Below are 19,227 nucleotides of genomic sequence, written 5' to 3'. Positions count from 1 at the left end.
CCTAATGCACTCAGCACCCTCCGAAGCCTGGACCAACCCCCAGTGGCGGCGCCGTGCCGTCCTGGCTGCGCTCGGCGGCGTGGCTGGCGTGACACTCGCCGGCTGTGGCGGTGGAAGCGGCAGCAGCGCCGCGCCATCACCGTCGCCTGCACCGCGCAGCGGCGGCACGCCGAGCAGCGACTTCCACACCGGCGGCGACATCTCGCTGCTCTCGTGGATGGAGACGCACCGGCAGGTGTACCGCGCAGGCGGCCAGCCCGAAGACCTGCTCACGACCCTCAGCAACCACGGCTGCACGCTGATGCGCCTGCGCCTGTGGGTGAACCCGAGCGGCAGCGACATCTTCGTCAACGACCTGGCCTACACCGTGGCGCTGGCGCAGCGCATCCAGGCCGCAGGCTTCGCGTGGCTGCTGGACATCCATTACTCCGACACCTGGGCCGACCCCGGCGCGCAGGCGATCCCCGCCGCCTGGGCCGGCCTTTCGCTGAGTGCGCTGGCCGCGCAGGTGCGGGCCTACACCGCGCAAGTGATCGCTACGCTGCGCGATGCGGGCGCCATGCCTGCCATCGTGCAGATCGGCAACGAGACGACGGACGGCATGCTCTGGCCCACGGGGCAGATCTCGAAGACGGGTTGGGGGCCCTATGCCACGCTGGTGAAGGCGGGCATCGCCGGTGTGGGCGACGGTATCGGCACGGCCGCTGCGCCGAAGATCATGCTGCACATCGACCGCGGCGGCGACTGGGGAGCCACGCAGTGGTTCTTCGACAACGTGGCCGCGCAAGGTATCGCCTACGACCTCATCGGCCTGAGCTTCTACCCGCAGTACCACGGCCCGCTGAGCGGCGCGAAGACCGTGCTCACCAACACCGCGACGCGCTACGACAAGGGTGTGATGGTGGTCGAGACCGGCTACCCCTTCGAGGGCAGCTGGAGTGGCCCCTGGGTCACGTACCCCGTCACGCCCGCCGGCCAGCGCCAGTTTCTGATCGACCTCGTGGCGCATGTGCGCACCCTCCCCAACGGGCGTGGCCGCGGCGTCTTGTTCTGGGCTCCCGAGTGGCTGCCGATCGCGGGGCAGGGCTCCAACTGGGGCGAGAAGACGCTGTATGCCGACAACGGTTCGGTGCTGCCTGGCCTGGCTGCGCTGGGCGGCCTGCTCGACCCGGCGTTGAGCTACCGCATCGTCAACCGCGCCAGCGGCATGGCGCTCGACGTGCAGGCGGCGTCGGCCACCGCAGGTGCGCAGGTCGTGCAGACGACCATCGGCAGCGCAGCGAGCCAGCGCTGGGCCGTGACGGGCAACAGCGCGGGCTTCTTCAACCTGACCGCGCGGCACAGCGGCCTGCCGCTCGACAGCGAGGGCGGCGAGGGCGCCGCGCTCATGCAGGCGAACGGGAGCGGCAGCGCCGCGCAGCAGTGGGATGTGGTCGACGCTGGCGTGGGCTGCTTCCGCATCGTGCAGCGCGCGAGTGGCCTGGTGCTCGACACCGACGCTTCGGTGGCCGACGGCGCGTTGGTGCGCCTGCGTGCCGCAGTCGATGCCTTGCCGCAGCAGCAGTGGTCTCTGGTCGCCGTGAACTGAGGGCCTGCATCCAACGCATCTGGAGAGAACCCCGTGGTCTGCCAAACCCATCGGGGCATTAGAAAGACTTGGCAAAACGACAGGAGACAAACTGTGAACAAGAAATCGTTTTTGCGCTGGGCCGCGAGTGGCCTGATCGCTGCCTGCGCCGCACTGACGCCGCTCGTGCAAGCGGCCGACTTCGCGAACGGTGCCGACGTGAGTTGGGTCGACCAGGAAGAGGCTGCCGGCTATTCGTTCTACAACAGCAGCGGCGTCAAGACGGACCCGTTCGTGCTGCTGAAGAACTTGAACGTCAACGCAATCCGCCTGCGCGTCTGGGTCAACCCGTCGGGCGGCTGGAACGATGCGGCCGACACGCTCTACAAGGCCAAGCGGGCCAAGGCGCAGGGCCAGCGCATCATGATCGACTTCCACTACAGCGACAGCTGGGCTGACCCGGGCCAGCAGACCAAGCCCGCGGCCTGGTCCAGCCACAGCCTGTCGCAGCTGAACACCGACGTGTACAGCCACACGCACGATGTGCTCAATTACCTGAAGACCAACGGCATCACCGTCGAGTGGGTGCAGGTGGGCAACGAGATCAACAGCGGCATGCTGTGGCCCGAAGGCAGCACGTCCAACTTCAGCCAGCTCTCGGGTCTCATCAACAGCGGCTACAACGCCGTGAAGGCGGTGTACCCGAGCGCACTGGTGGTGCTGCACTTGGCCAACGGTTATGACAACGCGGTGTTCCGCTGGTTCTTCGACGGTGTGAAGAACGGCGGCGCCAAGTGGGACGTGATCGGCATGTCGCACTACCCGACCGCCAGCAACTGGGCCAACCGCAACATCAGCATCGCCAACAACATGAAGGACATGGTGGCGCGCTACGCCAAGCCGGTGGTCGTGGCCGAGGTGGGCATGGACTGGCAGCAGGCTGCCGCGACCAAGAGCATGCTGGGTGACCTGCTGACCCGAACCAAGGCGCTGGGCTCCAAGGGCCTGGGCGTGTTCTATTGGGAGCCGCAGGCCTACCCCGGCTGGCAGAACTACACCTTCGGCGCGCTGGACGGCTCGGGCCGGTTCACGGTGGCGCTGGACCCGTTCTGAGCCACTGACGAGAGGGCCATCGCCATGATCCACGCCGTGTGCAAGGAATCGGCCTTCTCGGCCCGCGGGCGTGCGTACGCCCCCGTGCTGTGGCTTGCGCTGCTGCTCGGCGTTCCCACGGCCGCGCGTGCGCAGGTGTCTGCGGCCGATCAGGAGGCGATGGAGCGTGCCAAGCGCGCTGCCGAATCGCCGATGCGCTGGATCAAGCTGCAGGCCGACAGTGCCAAGGCTGCGCCGGTGTCTCCCGCACCAGCCAAGCCCGCGGCCCCAAGCCCGAAGCGCGCGGTGAGTGCAGCCAAGCCGAACGCGCCTGCGAGCCAAGGTGCTGCAGCGGCAGCACCGCCATCTGCGGCGGAAGCGGCCGCGCCACCGGTCGCGAGCAACCCGCCCGCATCGGCTGCCGCGCAGGCCGACGCAGGCTTGCCCAGAGCGCAGGAGATCGTGACGCTGGAGCGCGTCGACCCGCAGTGGGGCGACGCGCTGATGCAATCGCTGCGCAAAGGCCGCGTGGTGGTGTCGTTCGAGGTCAATGCCGAAGGGCAGCTGTCGCGCTCGCAGGTCGTGTCCAGCACCAGTTCACGGCTCGATGCCGTGGCGCTGGCCGTGTTGAAGCAGTGGCGCTTCCAGCCGATGGACATGGGGCGCAGCGCCACCGCCGAGTTCGGCTTCGACCTCGCGCGCGAGCAAGCGAGCGCGCCTGAAGAGCTGGTGCTCATCGACCAGGTCGAACCGCTGTGGGACCCGCCCCTGATGCAGACGATGCGCCAAGGCCAGGTGCGCGTGCGCATCGAAGTGGACGTCGACGGCCGCCTGGCGCATGCCGAGGTCGTCTCCAGCAGCGACAAGCGGCTCGACCCGGTGGCGCTGGCCGCGGTGAGGCGCTGGCGCTTCCAGCCGCTGGAGCAGCGGCGTGCGGCCACCGTCGAGGTCGGCTTTGACCTGGGCCGCCGTACGCCGTGACGCGTGACCTATGCTCCGGGCAATGAGTACCCACCGTGTTTTGACGTGCCCCGCCTGCTGCTGCCATGACCACGCTCGCTGAGGTCGCCCGCCAGGCCGGCGTGACGGCTGCCACCGTGTCCAACGTGCTGCGCGGGCGCGGCAAGGTCGGCGCCGAAACACGGCAGCGTGTGCTCGCGATCGTGCAGCAGCTGCAGTACCGGCCCAACCTCACGGCGCGCGCGCTGGCCGAAGGCCGCCCGCCGACGATCGCGCTCATCGTCTCCAGCATTGCCAACCCGTTCTACCCCGAGTTCGCACTTGCCGTTGAACAGGCGGTGCGCAAGCTGGGCTACTTTCTGCTGGTGTGCAACACCAACGACGACCCGGTGCAGGAGCGCGCTTACCTCGACGCAGTGGGCGGCTCGCTGGCCCACGGCGTGCTGGTGATGAATGCCGACTTCGTGCAGATCGACGAGCTGGTGGCGCTGCGCGCACGCGGCGTGCCGGTGGTGTTGTGCATGTGGGAGAAGCCCGACCAGCCACCCGCGCTGCCCAGTGTGGCGGTCGACTTCTACCGCGCCGGCGCGGTCGCCGCTGAGCACCTGATCAAACTGGGCCATCGGCGTATCGGCGCCGTGGTGGGCAGCGAGCGCAGCGGCAACCACATCTGGCGCTACCGCGGCTTTGCCGAGGCGCTGCAGCGTGCCGGCATCGCGCACGACGATGCCGATGTCTCCTTCGGCCACGACACCATCGACGCCGGCCGCAGCTCGGCCCACGCCCTGCTCGCCGGCGCGCCCGACCTCACGGCCGTGTTTGTCTCGAACGACCTGCCTGCACTGGGCGTGCTGCAGGCCGCCGCCGACATGGGCCTGGACGTGCCCGCAGACCTCTCGGTCATCGGCATCACCGACATCCAGCTTGCTCACCAGGTGCGGCCTGCGCTCACCACGGTGGCCGTGCCCACGCAGGAGTCGGCCGAGCTTGCGGTGGAAATGATCATGCACATGATCCGGCAAGACGACAGCTCGGCGCCGCTGCAGCGAGAGACTTCATTGCCGAGGCTGGTGGTGCGTGCGTCCACGGGGCGCGCACCGGTCTCGCAGCCTGCGCTGCGGCGCTGACGCCTTCGATCAGCTGCTCGGCGTGTTGAGCGCTTTCAGCCGCTCGACGGTGCCCACATCGGTCCACGGCCCGTCGTAGCGTTCGGCGCTGATGCGGCCTGCGTCCGCGCCGGCTTGCAGCAGCGGCGTCAACGGCAGCTTCTGGCCCACCGCCACGTCGGCCACCATCGCGGCGCGAAACAATCCCACGCTGGCCCAGGTGAGGCGCGGCTCGGCGCTGCGCGACGCGAGCCCGTGCTCATCGATGCCGAAATCGCCGGTCGGGTGGTGTGGTGCATTCGCCACCAGCCACAGGTGGGCGAGCGCGCCGCCAAGTGCGAAGCGTTGTGCCGAAGCGGCGTCGAAACGAAAGCCGGGCAGGAATACGTCGCCCGAGACGACCCAGAAGCAGTCGCTCGACGCATCCACCAGCAGCGGCAGCGCCTTGGCGATGCCGCCGGCGGTTTCGAGCGCGCCGCCATGGTCGCGGCCTTCGAGCGAATAGCGGATGGAGGCGCCGTAACGCGAGCCATCGCCCAGTTCGTCGACGATGCGGTCTTCGAGCCAGGCGGTGTTGATGACGACCTCGCGCACGCCGTCCCGCACCAGCGCTTCGAGGTGCCACACGATCAGCGGCTTGCCGCGCACCACCAGCAAGGGCTTGGGTGTGTGATCGGTCAACGGGCGCATGCGGTCGCCACGGCCTGCGGCGAGGATCAGAGCTTTCATGCGATGCGGCCTCGTTCGATGGCGTGCCGCTCGACCTGCGCGGGCTGGAATGCGGCCAGCAATGCATCGAGCAAACGATGCGCCTTGTGTGTGTTGTCGGCGCCGAAGTTGCACACGTAGACGTCGAGCGTCACCGCCTGCAGCTCGGGCCAGGTGTGGACTGCCAGGTGCGATTCGGCCAGCAGCACCACACCCGTCACACCGCCCGCGGCAGGGAAGGTGTGGAACAGCTCGCCCACCGGCTGCAGTGCGGCTTCGCGCACGGCATGCAGGCACAGATCGCGCAGTGCCGCCGGGTCAGTGAGCGGGGGCAATTCGAGGGAGCATCCCCTCAAGTCGGCGGTGAGGTGCAGGCCATGCATCGGCGGATTATCAGGGCCCGTAAAATGCGGGGTTTCCCCATTCAGCCGCGAGCCCATGACCGCCATCGCTTCCAACACTTCCTTGATGGCGAACGCCATCCGTGCCCTGGCGATGGACGCCGTGCAGCAAGCCAATTCCGGCCACCCCGGCGCCCCGATGGGCATGGCCGACATCGCAGTCGCGCTGTGGGGTCGCCACCTCAAGCACAACCCCGGCAACCCGCGTTGGGCCGACCGCGACCGCTTCGTGCTGAGCAACGGCCACGGCTCCATGCTCGTCTACGCGCTGCTGCACCTGAGCGGCTACGACCTGCCGATGAGCGAGCTGCGCAACTTCCGCCAGATGCACAGCAAGACGCCGGGCCACCCCGAGGTCGGCATCACGCCCGGGGTCGAGACCACCACCGGCCCGCTCGGCCAGGGCTTCAGCAACGCCGTCGGCATGGCCTTGTCAGAAAAGCTGCTCGCCAAGGAATTCAACCGTGACGGTCACGCCATCGTCGACCACCACACCTACGTGTTCCTGGGCGATGGTTGCCTGATGGAAGGCATCAGCCACGAAGCCGCCGCGCTGGCCGGCGCGTGGAACCTGAACAAGCTGATTGCGCTGTACGACGACAACGGCATCTCGATCGACGGCAAGGTCGCACCCTGGTTCATCGACGACACGCCCAAGCGCTTCGAAGCCTATGGCTGGAATGTCATTGCCAAGGTCGACGGCCACGACGTCGACGCGGTCGACAAGGCCATCGCCAAGGCCAAGAAGTCCGACAAGCCCACGCTGATCTGCTGCAAGACCACCATCGGCAAGGGCTCGCCCAACCGCGGCGGCACCGCCAAGGCGCACGGCGAAGCACTGGGCAACGACGAGATCAAGCTCACGCGCGAAGCGTTGGGCTGGGGCCACGAGCCTTTCGTCGTGCCCGAAGAAGCCTACGAAAACTGGGACGCGCGCCAGAACGGCCTGGCTGCCGAGTCGCGCTGGGTCGACGCCTTCGAGGCCTATGGCAAGGCCTTCCCCGAGCTGGCCGTCGAGCTGGTTCGCCGCATCGATGGCGAGCTGCCCAAGGGCTGGACGCAAGCGGCTGTCGACGCTGCCGTGGCGGCCCACACCAAGGCCGAGACCGTCGCGAGCCGCAAGGCCAGCCAGATCGCGCTCGAGGCCTTCACCAAGACCTTGCCCGAGCTGCTCGGTGGCAGTGCCGACCTGACCGGCTCCAACCTCACCAACACCAGCAGCACGCCGGCCCTGCGCTTCGACGAGAAGGGCGAGTCCAACGGCGGCCGCCACATCAACTACGGCGTGCGCGAATTCGGCATGGCCGCCATCATGAACGGTGTGGCGCTGCACGGCGGATTCATCCCTTACGGCGGCACCTTCCTCACCTTCAGCGACTACAGCCGCAACGCCATCCGCATGGCCGCGCTGATGAAGCAGCGCGTGATCCACGTCTTCACGCACGACAGCATCGGCCTTGGTGAAGACGGGCCCACGCACCAGTCCATCGAGCACGCTGCGTCGCTGCGCTTGATCCCCGGCCTCGACGTCTGGCGTCCTGCCGACACGGCCGAGACCGTCGTCGCCTGGGCATGCGCGATCGAGAACAAGCAGCGCCCGAGCGCGCTGCTGCTGTCGCGACAGAACCTCACCTATTCGCCCAAGAGCGGCCTCGAAGACATCTCCAAGGGCGCCTACGTGCTGGCCGAGCCGAGCGAAGTGGGCCTGAAGAAGAAAGCCCAGGCCGTGATCATCGCCACCGGTTCCGAAGTTCAGCTCGCATTGCATGCACAACTGCAACTCGCCGTGTCAGGCATTGCAGTCCGCGTGGTCTCGATGCCATCGACCAGCGTGTTCGACCGCCAGAGCACCGAGTACAAGAAGTCGGTGCTGCCGGCCGGCCTGCCCCGCATCGCCGTCGAAATGGGCGTGACCGACGGCTGGTGGAAATACGGCTGCGCCGCCGTGGTCGGCATTGACACCTACGGCGAGTCAGCCCCGGCCGGTGTGCTGTTCAAGCACTTTGGGTTCACGTCAGAGAACGTCGTCGACACCGTCAAGGCGGTGCTGCAGGCCAAGCGCTGAGCGTGCGTTTGAATGGCAACAACGAGCCGACTGTGACGTTCGTGGTCAGGTTACTCTTCGCTGTATCGGTTTTCCTGGGGCTAGTGTCCCTAGAGGCGCGTGCTCAGAATCTAACGTTCCAAAGCAATGACTCGACTCTCTCGTGCCTGACCCCGGCGAGTTCGGAGGCAAAACCGATCTCTTATCCGAAAAGCTTGCTTGAACGCAAACAAGGCGCGTTGATCAGGCTGCAGATCACCTTCAAGGGCGGCGACCTTGAACCCGAGGTCGAAGTGATAGCCAATACGGGCGATGATGATTTCGCTACCCTTGCCAGACGGCGTGCAAGCGAATACCGACTGCCTTGCATGAAGCCGGGGCAGGCTCCTGTCGTTGCGAGGCAAGAGTTTGATTTCAGACCCACAGACAGTCGGCCTGTCAGTTGGAGCGGAGTGGAGCGCCAAACGGAATCTTTTCGTGGGTGCGCCATGCTGGATGGTGAGCCGTTTCCATGGCGTCGATGGCCGGCATATCCCGACTACCTGATCAGGAAAGACGTTGAGGGTGTGGTGCTGGCCAGCATGACATTCAACTCGTCCGCGCAGCCGCCGCAGGTTCGGATCCTCTTCGACTCCGGCAGTCCTGCGTTGGCGAACGAGGTTATCCAGTACCTGCAGGGCGTGCGGCTCTCTTGCTTGCCTGCGGGTCAGTCCGTGACGGCGCGCATCCCGTTTCATTTCCGGATCGAAGGCAACAGGAGGTTCAACCTCAAAGACCTGACACTGCAGCAATTCGTGGGGGCCATCGAACCCAAGGCCGTGGAGGCGCCTTCCGGCAAGGTTCGCTTCGATCTCTCTTCGATGGGTTGCCCGTTCGATGTACTTCTCGAGCTTTGGCAACCCTACGACGAGAACATCGTGGGGGCGGTCGGGGAGCGTGATCCTCGCCGCGAGCCCTTCCTAAAATGGCTCAAGACGGTTCCTCTGGCCTTGAAGCCAGATCAACTCAAACACGTTCTGGGCGGCCACACAAGGATCTCTGTGCCTTGTGGTTCGCTGGATCTCACCTGAATCTTTTCTGTCAACTGGAGAAACGAACATGACCATCAAGATCGGCATCAACGGCTTCGGCCGCATCGGGCGCATGGTGTTCCGTGCAGCGGTTCAGAACTTCAAGGACATCGAGATCGTCGGCATCAACGACCTGCTCGAGCCTGACTACCTGGCGTACATGCTGCAGTACGACTCGGTGCACGGCCGCTTCGAAGGTGATGTGTCGGTCGATGGCAACACGCTCATCGTCAACGGCAAGAAGATCCGCCTGACCGCCGAGCGCGACCCGGCTACGCTGAAGTGGAACGAGGTCGGGGCTGACATCGTGGTCGAAGGTACCGGCATCTTCCTGACCAAGGAAACGGCTCAGAAGCACATCGACGCGGGCGCCAAGAAAGTCGTGATGACGGGTCCGTCGAAAGACGACACACCAATGTTCGTCTTCGGCGTCAACGACAAGTCGTACAAGGGTGAGGCCATCATCTCGAACGCCTCGTGCACGACCAACTGCCTGGCTCCGCTGGCCAAGGTGCTGAACGACAAGTGGGGCATCAAGCGCGGCCTGATGACCACGGTGCACGCGGCCACGGCCACGCAGAAGACCGTCGACGGCCCGAGCAACAAGGACTGGCGCGGCGGCCGCGGCATCCTCGAGAACATCATTCCGTCGAGCACCGGCGCTGCCAAGGCCGTGGGCGTGGTGATCCCTGAGCTGAACAAGAAGCTGACCGGCATGTCGTTCCGCGTGCCGACCTCCGATGTGTCGGTGGTCGACCTGACCGTCGAGCTGATCAAGGAAGCCAGCTACAAGGAAATCTGTGCCGAGTTCAAGGCGCAGTCTGAAGGCGCGCTGAAGGGCGTGCTGGGCTACACCGAAGACAAGGTCGTCGCAACGGACTTCCGTGGCGATGCCCGCACGTCGATCTTCGACGCCGACGCCGGCATGGCGCTCGACAGCACCTTCGTCAAGCTCGTGTCCTGGTACGACAACGAGTGGGGCTATTCGAACAAGGTGCTCGAGATGGTTCGCGTGATCGCCAAGTAAGCGCATCGCGGGTCTCTGACGCCCGTTGTTCTGCTCGTGACAAAGTGCCGCTCCTGCGGCACTTTTCGTTTCTGAGGGCGTTGTTCATGTGCATGCATGAGCGTGTGTCTGTAATGTGTCATCGCAGGGTGTATCCAGGCGTATGGCAGCAACATGCCAGCAACGCAACAGCCCTCACACTCATGCCATGTTTGCCCGTTCTGCCCCACGCTTTGCTGCTGTTGTCTTCATGACGCTGGCCGTGGCAGCGTGCGCACAAACGCAGACCCGCCAAGCCCTAGCGCCGGGCCTTCGTGTGCAGGTCGAAACGCAAGCCGAGTGGACGAATGTGGCCGACGTGGCCGCCCGCGTCTCGCTGATCGCCGGCCTGGCGGTGCGTGATGCCGGTGCCTCGACGACGCAGTTGTTCGCGATGACGCTCATCTGCCCGGACGAAGCCACCTGCAATGCGGGGCTGCAGCGCCTGATCGATGCGCGCGATGTATTCACGCAGGCGCGCGTCGATGCACGCCGCACGATCCCTCGGCCCATTTCTCCATCTCCTTCTGCTTCGGCCGTGCGCTGAAAGGTTGTTCGCCATGAAATCAATCCGGTCGCTGCCTTTGCCCCTGCTGGCCTCGCTCGTTCTGGCCTTGTCGGCAGCCTCCGCATCGGCGGCCGACGCGGCGCGGGTGATCGTCAAGTTCAAGACTTCGACGAACGCGCAAGCCATGTCGGCGGCGAGCAGCACACAGGCGGCCACGCATCATGCGCAAGCCTTGTCGCAGCGCACCGGCCTGGCCTTGACGGATGGTCGGGTGATCAATTCGCGCCTGCAGGTCGTTCGTGCCGCTGGCTTGAGTTCGGCACAACTCGCGGCGCGGCTCGCGAAAGAGACTGACGTGGAATATGCCGTGGTCGATGAGCGGCGCCACGCGGCGGCTGCACCCAACGATCCGCGTTACGCGGCGGGCCAGTCGGTTTCGACACCGGCCGTTGGGCAGTGGTATCTGCGTGCGCCGACATCGACCGTCCTGTCGGCCATCAACGCCGAAGGCGCGTGGACGCAGGCGACCGGCGCGGGCGTCGTGGTCGCGGTGCTCGACACCGGCGTGCGCTTCGAACACCCGGACCTGGCCATGAAGCTCTACCCTGGCTACGACTTCGTCAGCGATGCCACCATTTCCAACGATGGGGACGCGCGCGACAGCAACGCCGCCGATCCGGGCGACTGGATCACCAGCGCAGACGTCAGCGCTGGCGGCGACTTTGCCGACTGCACCGCCGAAGACAGCAGCTGGCATGGCACGCAGACAGCCGGCCTGATCGGCGCGGCGGCCAACAACGGCATCGGCATGGCGGGCGTGGGCGGCGACGTGATGATTCTTCCGCTGCGCGTACTGGGCAAATGCGGCGGCTTTGACTCCGACATCATGGCCGCGATGCTGTGGGCCGTGGGGCAACCTGTGAGTGGCGTTCCTGCGAACGCGCACCCTGCCAAGGTGCTCAATCTGAGCCTCGGGTCTGCTCCCTCTTCCAGCGGCTGCCCGCAAAGTTATGTCGACACCATCAAGGCCGTGAACGACGCAGGCGCCGTTGTCGTGGCGTCCGCGGGCAACGACGGCCTGGCCGTCAACATGCCCGCCGCATGCGCGGGTGCCATTGCGGTGGCCGGTGTGCGGCACGCTGGTACCAAGGTCGGCTACTCGAGCCTGGGCCCGCAGGTCGCCATCAGCGCGCCGGCCGGCAACTGCGTGGTGACCTCGGGCCCGTGCCAGTACGCGCTGCTGACCACGACCAACAGCGGCACCACAGGGCCTGCGAGCAGCACCTACAGCGATGCCACCAACCCGTCTCTCGGCACCAGCTTCTCCGCGCCCATGGTGGCCGGCACGGCAGCGTTGATGTTCTCGGCCAAGCCGTCTCTCACCCCAGCAGAGGTGCTCACCTACCTGAAGAGTTCGGCGCGGGCGTTTCCCAGCGTGTCGTCCACCGGTGTGGCGAGCTGCCAGGCGCCGACCAGCACGGAGCAGGACGAATGCGCCTGCACCACCGCCACCTGTGGCGCCGGCTTCCTCGACGCCAGTGCGGCGGTTGCTGCTGTGGCCACCGCCGGCCAGATCATTCCCGTGATTTCGTTCGACACCAGCACCGCGACCGTCGGCGGCTCGTTCACGCTCGACTCGTCGCGCAGTGTGCTGCCGAGCGGGCGCAGTGTGCTGGCCTACGACTGGAGCATCGTCAGCGGTGGCACGAATGCGACGGTCACCAGTGCGGCCAACGCGGCCACCGCCACGCTGTCGGGCAGCGCGCAGGGCACGGTGGTGGTTCGCCTGTCTTTGACCGATGACCTGAACAGCGTGACCACGCGTGACGTGTCGATTGCCGTGGGCGGGGCTTCGTCCTCCGGTGGCGGCACGACACCCACCACACCGACGACGACCCTGCCGCAGGGCCAGAGCAGTGGCGGCGGCGCATTGGGGCTGCATTGGCTGCTTGGCCTGACGCTGGCCATCGTCGTGTTGGCCGAGCGCAATCGGCGCCTGCGCCTGCAGAAAATCTAGCCCAGCGCGTTTGCCACCCGGGCAGGCGCTTGGTGGGGTCTTGTGCCCTGGCGCAAGATAGGCGCTTTCTCAAAAGGGTCCAACGCATGGCTGGTGTCTTTCGCGTTCGTTGTTTCGCTGCGCCCCGTTTCCTGATCGGCCTGTGCCTTGCACTGGGCATGACCGGCATGGCTTCGGCGCAATCGCCGGTGCGGCAGGCGCCGCCGGTCAGCGGCCTGATCGTCAAGATGAAAGACGCGCCATCGCATGAGCGCATGTCTGCCTTGAGTGCGGGCAGTTTGCGTGAGGCCGAGACCGGCCGCGTGCGACGCATCCTGGCGAGCGCACGCATGAGCGAGGCCCGCACCCGGCCCGTCGGCCGCGATGCATTGCACCTGGACCTCGGACGGCGCCTTCCGGTGGCCGAGGCTCAGGCGCTGGCGGAGCGCCTGCGCAGCCAGCCCGATGTCGAGTGGGTCGAGTTGAACGAGCGCGAGCACCTGCTGGCGGTTCCCAACGACCAGTACTACCGATACGTTGCTCAAAATGACACAGGACAGTGGTGGATGCGCCCTCCTGGAGAGACAGCTGGCAACTGGGTGGAGAGTTGGGGTGCGCCGGGCCTCGAAGGCGCGTGGAACGTCGAGACCGGGCGGCCGTCAGCGGTCGTGGCGGTGCTGGATACCGGCACGACCAACCACTCCGACATGAATGCGCACTATCTGCTGGGCTACGACTTCGTGTCCGACGTCACGTACTCCAACGACGGCAACGGTCGCGACACCGACCCGTCCGACCCAGGGGACTGGGTGCCTGCCGCCCAAGCGAACGATCCGAACAGCGAGTTCTACCAATGTGAGACGACCAGTTCATGGCACGGCACCTCGGTCAGCGGGATCATTGCTGCAGTGACCAACAACACCACCGGCATAGCCGGGGTGAACTGGAACGGACGTGTGCTGCCGGTGCGCGTGGCCGGCAAGTGCGGCGCGACCCTCGAAGACATCGTCGATGGCATGCGATGGGCCGCAGGGCTGCACGTGGACGGCGTCCCTGACAACGCCAACCCCGCACGCATCATCAACATCAGCTTCGGCGGCAGCGCCGCATGCGGCAACCTGTACCAATCCGCCATCAACGAGCTGGCCGGCGTCGGCGCCGTGGTCGTGGCAGCGGCTGGCAATGAAGCGAGTGGTCTGTCGCGTCCAGCCAGCTGTTCGGGAGTGGTGGCGGTGGCCGCTTTGGCACGCGATGGCCTCAAGGCCTCTTATTCCAACTTCGGCGCGGGCGTCACGGTGTCGACACTGGGCGGCGACAGCGCTGTCGACGACGGGATACTGACTCTGTACAACACCGGTGCCGAGTCGCCCGATGTCGAAGACTATTTCAACCGCGTCGGCACCAGCTTCTCCACACCCATCGTCTCAGGCGTCATCAGCCTGATGCTCAGCGCGAACCCGAACTTGACGGTGCCGCAGGTCATCGCCGGCCTGCGCTCAACTGCGAGGCCGCATGTGACCTCGAACCTCGCCGTCTGCTCGTCGACCAACAGCGGAGCTTGCAAGTGCACCACCAGCACCTGCGGTGCCGGCATCCTGGATGCCGAAGGCGCTGTCCGTTATGCGGCTGCCCCGACGCTCCAGAGCGGCGGCGGTGGTGGCGACAGCGGTGGCGGGGCGCTCAGCTGGATCTGGCTGGTCGGCCTGGGCCTGGGCGTGCTGGCCCTGGCCGGGCTGTCACGACTTGCTCGCGCAGGCCGCGAAGGGTTTGCCCAGTAGCGCTTCGGCGCGCAGGCCCGCCAGTCGGGCCTGCAGGCTGGCATCGGCGTGCTCCACACGCAGACTGTGCGACACGGCGGCCGGCAACAGCGTCGCCACCCGTGCGGTGCGCACGCCCCGTTGGGCGACGTCGTTCAAGGCCTTCTCGGCGGCCGGGCGGCTCTCGTAGCGGCCCAGTGCCAGGCCATCTTCGAGTTCGGGCGGGCTGCGCACTTCCTCGAAACTGATCTTCAGGCGCTTCAGTTCGTCGGCCTTCTTCTGCAGCGCTTCGCGGTTCGGGTACTTGCCCATGTAGACGATCCACACCGGCGGTGTCTCGGTCTTGAGCGTGGTCCAGCTGCCGGCCGGCAGCACGGTTTGCAGCACGCCCTCGGCGGCCGCGATCTGCGCTGGCGTGTAAGGCCCGGCCTCGAGGCAGGCGGGAGCCGCTTCCGTGACAGCGACGGCACTGACGGGCGGCAACACCCGCACGGCGTCGGGGTTCACCTGCTTGGCCATGCGCTCGGGCTCGCGGTCACCGGTAGGGCGCGCGCCGACCACGCCGTCGAGCATGCCTTGTGTCCATGCGTAGAAGCCGATGTTGGCTAACACCAGCACCAGCACGAACAACCTCAACATGATGGTGGGCCTTCTTCAGCCGAGGTGGCGCTGCCCTTGAGCCGCACGCTCACTTCGCCGCTGCTCACTTCACGCAGGCCTTCGTTGGTCTGGACAAGCAGTGTGCCGGTGGTCGAGACACCGCGCGCCACGCCACCCGGCAGGTTGGTTTGCGTGGTGGTGATCGCGCGGCCGCGCAGCAGGTCGCGTGTAGCAAAGCGCTCAGCAAACGGCGCGAAGCCGTGGGCATCGAATTCGAGCAGGGCCTTCACCAGCGGCTCGGCCACGCGGGCGAGTGCGGCCGGTGCCGTGGTCGTGCTGCCGAGTTCTTGCAGGCAGGCGTAGCCGCTGGGCAGGTCGTCGCTTGGCTGCACGGGCAGCACGTTGAGCCCCACGCCGACCACGGCCAGCCGGGTCGAGCCGGCCATCACCGTTTCGATCAGGATGCCACCCAGCTTGCGGCGCGCCGGCACGTCGGTGTCCACGTCTCCGGGCGGCGTGTCCATCAGCCACAGGTCATTGGGCCACTTGAGGCCGATGTACGGCGCGCCAGGCGCGGGGTTCGGGTCGAGCGCATCGGCGAGTGCCACGCCCACCGCCAGCGACAGGCCGGACCAGTCGGCCGGGTTCATCGGCAGCGAGAGCGAGAAGGTGAGCGATGCACCCGCGGCGGACTGCCACACCCGGCCCAAGCGGCCGCGCCCACCGGTCTGCTGCTCGGCGACCAGCAGGCAGGGCTGCACGTCGGCGGCGCGGCGGCCGAAGGCGGCGCTCTCGATGCTGTGCCGCACCTGCACCAGCTCGTCGGTGGCCGGCTCCACACGCACCCGAGCCCGCTCGAGCAGCGCGGTGTTGGTGGAAACGCTGCGCGCGACCACCTCGACGCTCAGGCCCGGCAGCAGCGGCTCCAGCTGCTCCCACAGCGCCTCGGCACCCCACTGCAGCGGTTCGTTCATGGGCATCGGTGGCTATCTCTTCTTCGGCGCAAGCATGGTGCCGCGGCAGTTCTTCGCCCCGCAGCGGCATTCGTATTCTTTCTTCAGCTTGGCCGTGTAGGGCGCGTCGATGCTCAGGCCGTAGTCGTAGAACAGCTCTTCGCCCGGCTTCAGCGCGCGCAAAGCCTTGATGAAAACGCGGCCATTCGTTTCATCGGCTTCGCAGTTGGGCTTGCAGGCATGGTTGATCCAGCGGGCAGCGTTGCCACCATACTTCGCGTCGATGGCGTCACCGCTTTCGAGTTCGAAGTAGAAGGTATGGTTCGGGTCCGTCGGATCGTGCGGGTGACGGCGCAGCGCCTCGGGCCACGAGATGACTTCGCCCTTGTATTCGATGATGGTCTCGCCCTTGGCGATGGGAGCCAGTGCGAACACCCCCTTGCCGTGGACGCCGCTGCGGCGCACCTGGATCCGGCGGCCGCTCGTCTTGGCCTCAGGTGCCGGTACCGCGGTGGAGGTGGTTGAATGGCGGGTCTTGGCGCTGCGGGCTTGCGTCATCGAATTGTTTGGGTACATTGAATTCATGGGTGCGCGTGTGTGTGCGTGTGCCCGCACATGTGTGCGTACGCGTATACGCGCGAGAAGACTGGATTGTAGATAGAGCGGGCGCCGATGGTCTGGCGCCTGCAACACAGAAAGAACCATGAGCAAAGCTTTGATCATTGCGGAGAAGCCCTCCGTCGCCCAAGACATCGTGCGTGCACTGACGCCCACGGCGGGCAAGTTCGAGAAGCACGACGAATACTTCGAAGGCGAACACCACATCGTCACGTCGGCCGTGGGTCACCTGCTGGAGATCAAGGCGCCGGAGGAGTTCGACGTCAAGCGTGGCAAGTGGAGCTTCGCCAACCTGCCGGTGATCCCGCCGCACTTCGATCTCAACCCGATCGACAAGAGCAAGAGCCGGCTCGCCGCCATCGTGAAGCTCGTCAAGCGCAAGGACGTGACCGAACTCATCAACGCCTGCGACGCGGGCCGCGAAGGCGAGCTGATCTTTCGCCTGATCCAGCAGCACAGCAAGAGCAAGCACCCGGTCAAGCGGCTGTGGCTGCAGAGCATGACGCCGGCCGCCATCCGTGATGGCTTCGATCACCTGCGCAGCGATAAGCAGATGCTGCCGCTGGCCGACGCGGCGCGCAGCCGCTCCGAGGCCGACTGGCTGGTCGGCATCAACGGCACGCGGGCCATGACGGCCTTCAACTCGCGCGACGGCGGCTTCTTCCTCACCACCGTGGGCCGTGTGCAGACGCCCACGCTGTCGATCGTGGTCGAGCGCGAAGAGAAGATCCGCAAGCACGTCTCGCGCGACTACTGGGAAATCAAGGCCACCTTTGCTGCACAAGCCGGCGAGTACGAAGGCAAGTGGTTCGACCCGAAGTGGAAGAAGAACGCCGACGACGTTGAGCTGCGTGCCGATCGCCTGTGGAACGAGAAGGACGCCAAGGCCATCGCCGACGCGGCCCGTGGCCAGCCGGCCACGGTGACCGAAGAGTCCAAGCCCAGCACGCAGAGCTCGCCCGGCCTGTACGACCTGACCACCTTGCAGCGCGAAGCCAACTCGCGCTTCGGCTTCAGCGCCAAGACCACGCTCTCGATCGCGCAGGCGCTGTACGAGAAGCACAAGGTGCTGACCTACCCGCGGACCGACAGCAAGCACCTGCCCGAAGACTATGTGGCCGTCGTGAAGAACACGATGGAGATGATCGCGAGCGAAGACCTGCCCGGCCCGTTGCGCGCGCTGGTGCCGCACGCAAAGAAGGCGATCAAGGAAGGCTACGTCAAGCCCAACAAGCGCATCTTCGACAACGCCAAGGTGTCGGACCACTTCGCGATCATCCCGACGCTCATCGCACCCAAGAGCCTGACCGAGATCGAGGCCAAGCTCTACGACATGGTGGTCAAGCGCTTCCTGGCGGTGTTCTTCCCGCCGGCCGAGTTCCAGGTCACTACGCGCATCAGCGTGGCCGCCGGCCACAGCTTCCAGACCAACGGCAAGGTGATGGTCAAGCCCGGCTGGCTCGCGGTCTACGGCCGCGAAGCGCAGGAAGACGATGCCAACCTGGTGGCGGTGGAAGCAGGCGAGAAGGTGCGCACCGAGAGCGTCGATGTCAACCCGCTCAAGACCAAGCCGCCGGCGCGCTACACCGAAGCCACGCTGCTGAGCGCGATGGAAGGCGCCGGCAAGCTGGTGGAAGACGAAGACATGCGCGAGGCCATGCAGGAAAAGGGCCTCGGCACCCCGGCCACCCGCGCGGCCATCATCGAAGGGCTGATCATGGAGAAGTACATCTTCCGTGACGGCCGCGAGCTGGTGCCCACGGCCAAGGCCTTTCAGCTGACCACATTGCTACGCGGCCTGGGCGTCGAAGACCTCACCAAGCCCGAGCTCACCGGCAACTGGGAGTACCAGCTGTCCGAGATGGAGAAGGGCCTGCTGAGCCGCGAGGCCTTCATGGCCGAGATCGCTGCGATGACGCAGCGCATCGTCGCCAAGGCGAAGGAATACGACCGCGACACCATCCCCGGCGACTACGCGACGCTCAAGACGCCGTGCCCCAATTGCGGCGGCGTCGTGAAGGAAAACTATCGCCGCTTCACCTGCACGGGTCCGAAGGGCGAGGGCGGCGAATGCGGTTTCTCGATCGGCAAGATTCCCGGCGGCCGCAGCTTCGAGCTGAACGAGGTGGAAGAGTTTCTCGCCAATAAGAAGATCGGCCCGCTCGAAGGCTTCCGCTCCAAGGCGGGCTGGCCCTTCACTGCCGAGCTCAAGCTGGTATTCGACGACGAGATCAAGAACTGGAAGCTCGAGTTCGACTTCGGCGAAGACGCCAAGAAGGAAGGCGAGTCCGGCGAGCCGATCGACTTCTCGGGCCAGGAAAGCCTTGGCCCCTGCCCGAAGGACCAGGGCCGTGTGTTTGAGCGCGGCAGCAGCTATGTGTGTGAGCACGCCGTCGGTGCCAATGTCACCTGCGACTTCAAGAGCGGCAAGATCATCCTGCAGCAGCCGGTGGCGCGCGAGCAGATGACCAAGCTGCTGGCCACCGGCAAGACCGATCTGTTGGAAAACTTCGTCTCCAACAAGACGCGGCGCAAGTTCAAGGCCTTCCTCGCCTTCGACAAGAAGGAAGGCAAGGTGAGCTTCGAGTTTCAGCCGCGCGCTGCCAAGGCACCTCCAGCCAAGGCGGGCGCAGCCAAGGCAGCGGCGGCCAAGACGGCCGAGGCGGCCGAGGCGAAGAAGGCAGCACCCAAGCCATCTGCCAAAAATGCCGCGGTCAAGAAGGCGGCGTCGAAGAAGGCCGCCTGAAGTTGCGCCGTGCTTTGGCACAATTTGCCCCGAGCCCAAGGGAGGGCTTGAATCAA

Annotated in this window: 16 protein-coding genes; 11 read left to right on the top strand and 5 right to left on the bottom strand. The window is 66.1% G+C overall.

The window, feature by feature from the left end:
• The first annotated feature begins 4 nt into the window (after positions 1 to 4).
• From AC1DYS_RS00495 to AC1DYS_RS00480, 4 genes are all read left to right on the top strand, one after another.
• Positions 5 to 1,588, top strand: coding sequence for a glycosyl hydrolase 53 family protein (locus tag AC1DYS_RS00495; protein WP_477894996.1), 1,584 nt, complete (start codon positions 5 to 7; stop codon positions 1,586 to 1,588).
• Positions 1,589 to 1,681: 93 nt separating this feature from the next.
• Positions 1,682 to 2,680 carry a glycoside hydrolase family 53 protein gene (locus tag AC1DYS_RS00490; protein WP_477894994.1) on the top strand — a complete coding sequence of 333 codons (999 nt, stop codon included), beginning with the start codon at positions 1,682 to 1,684 and terminating at the stop codon, positions 2,678 to 2,680.
• A gap of 24 nt (positions 2,681 to 2,704) precedes the next feature.
• Positions 2,705 to 3,640 carry an energy transducer TonB gene (locus AC1DYS_RS00485; protein WP_477894992.1) on the top strand — a complete coding sequence of 312 codons (936 nt, stop codon included), beginning with the start codon at positions 2,705 to 2,707 and terminating at the stop codon, positions 3,638 to 3,640.
• Between the two features lie 65 nt (positions 3,641 to 3,705).
• Positions 3,706 to 4,746, top strand: a complete 1,041-nt coding sequence (locus tag AC1DYS_RS00480) for a LacI family DNA-binding transcriptional regulator (protein WP_477894990.1) — start codon at positions 3,706 to 3,708, stop codon at positions 4,744 to 4,746.
• Positions 4,747 to 4,755: 9 nt separating this feature from the next.
• On the opposite strand, the gene murU is transcribed toward AC1DYS_RS00480, so the two are convergent.
• Together murU and speD are read right to left on the bottom strand one after the other, a co-directional pair.
• A complete protein-coding gene (gene murU / locus AC1DYS_RS00475) occupies positions 4,756 to 5,454 on the bottom strand; it encodes an N-acetylmuramate alpha-1-phosphate uridylyltransferase MurU (protein ID WP_477894988.1) in 699 nt (232 codons plus the stop codon).
• Positions 5,451 to 5,915, bottom strand: a complete 465-nt coding sequence (speD, locus tag AC1DYS_RS00470; protein WP_477894986.1) for an adenosylmethionine decarboxylase — start codon at positions 5,913 to 5,915, stop codon at positions 5,451 to 5,453. Before speD ends, murU begins: the two co-directional genes overlap by 4 nt.
• On the opposite strand from speD, the gene tkt reads away from it, so the two are divergent.
• From tkt to AC1DYS_RS00440, 6 genes are all read left to right on the top strand, one after another.
• Entirely contained in the window at positions 5,902 to 7,899 is a 1,998-nt protein-coding gene (gene tkt, locus AC1DYS_RS00465) for a transketolase (RefSeq protein WP_477894984.1), read from the top strand. The two genes, speD and tkt, sit on opposite strands and share 14 nt — an antisense overlap.
• 194 nt (positions 7,900 to 8,093) lie before the next feature.
• Positions 8,094 to 8,948, top strand: coding sequence for an energy transducer TonB (locus AC1DYS_RS00460; protein WP_477894982.1), 855 nt, complete (start codon positions 8,094 to 8,096; stop codon positions 8,946 to 8,948).
• A 28-nt stretch (positions 8,949 to 8,976) separates the two neighbouring features.
• Positions 8,977 to 9,975, top strand: a complete 999-nt coding sequence (gene gap / locus AC1DYS_RS00455) for a type I glyceraldehyde-3-phosphate dehydrogenase (RefSeq protein WP_477894980.1) — start codon at positions 8,977 to 8,979, stop codon at positions 9,973 to 9,975.
• A gap of 187 nt (positions 9,976 to 10,162) precedes the next feature.
• Entirely contained in the window at positions 10,163 to 10,540 is a 378-nt protein-coding gene (locus AC1DYS_RS00450; protein ID WP_477894978.1) for a hypothetical protein, read from the top strand.
• A gap of 13 nt (positions 10,541 to 10,553) precedes the next feature.
• On the top strand, positions 10,554 to 12,518 hold the full coding sequence (locus AC1DYS_RS00445; RefSeq protein ID WP_477894976.1) for a S8 family peptidase: 1,965 nt from the start codon (positions 10,554 to 10,556) through the stop codon (positions 12,516 to 12,518).
• An 86-nt stretch (positions 12,519 to 12,604) separates the two neighbouring features.
• Entirely contained in the window at positions 12,605 to 14,275 is a 1,671-nt protein-coding gene (locus AC1DYS_RS00440) for a S8 family peptidase (RefSeq protein WP_477894974.1), read from the top strand.
• Here AC1DYS_RS00440 and AC1DYS_RS00435 read toward each other — a convergent pair.
• The 3 genes from AC1DYS_RS00435 to AC1DYS_RS00425 are packed head-to-tail and all read right to left on the bottom strand — an operon-like array spanning position 14,234 to position 16,365.
• Complete coding sequence (locus tag AC1DYS_RS00435) at positions 14,234 to 14,893, bottom strand: SPOR domain-containing protein (protein WP_477894972.1); 660 nt, start codon at positions 14,891 to 14,893, stop codon at positions 14,234 to 14,236. The two genes, AC1DYS_RS00440 and AC1DYS_RS00435, sit on opposite strands and share 42 nt — an antisense overlap.
• Positions 14,887 to 15,834: a biotin--[acetyl-CoA-carboxylase] ligase gene (locus AC1DYS_RS00430; RefSeq protein ID WP_477894970.1), complete on the bottom strand. Its 948-nt coding sequence runs from the start codon at positions 15,832 to 15,834 to the stop codon at positions 14,887 to 14,889. Before AC1DYS_RS00430 ends, AC1DYS_RS00435 begins: the two co-directional genes overlap by 7 nt.
• Before the next feature lie 6 nt (positions 15,835 to 15,840).
• Complete coding sequence (locus tag AC1DYS_RS00425) at positions 15,841 to 16,365, bottom strand: SET domain-containing protein (protein ID WP_477894968.1); 525 nt, start codon at positions 16,363 to 16,365, stop codon at positions 15,841 to 15,843.
• A 145-nt stretch (positions 16,366 to 16,510) separates the two neighbouring features.
• On the opposite strand from AC1DYS_RS00425, the gene AC1DYS_RS00420 reads away from it, so the two are divergent.
• Positions 16,511 to 19,171 carry a DNA topoisomerase III gene (locus AC1DYS_RS00420; protein WP_477894966.1) on the top strand — a complete coding sequence of 887 codons (2,661 nt, stop codon included), beginning with the start codon at positions 16,511 to 16,513 and terminating at the stop codon, positions 19,169 to 19,171.
• The last annotated feature ends 56 nt before the right edge of the window (positions 19,172 to 19,227 follow it).

It is taken from the genome of Rhizobacter sp. P2_G4 (assembly GCF_056403575.1).
The sequence above is the reverse complement of the archived record's forward strand: the minus strand, read 5'-3'. Positions and strand labels throughout refer to the sequence as shown.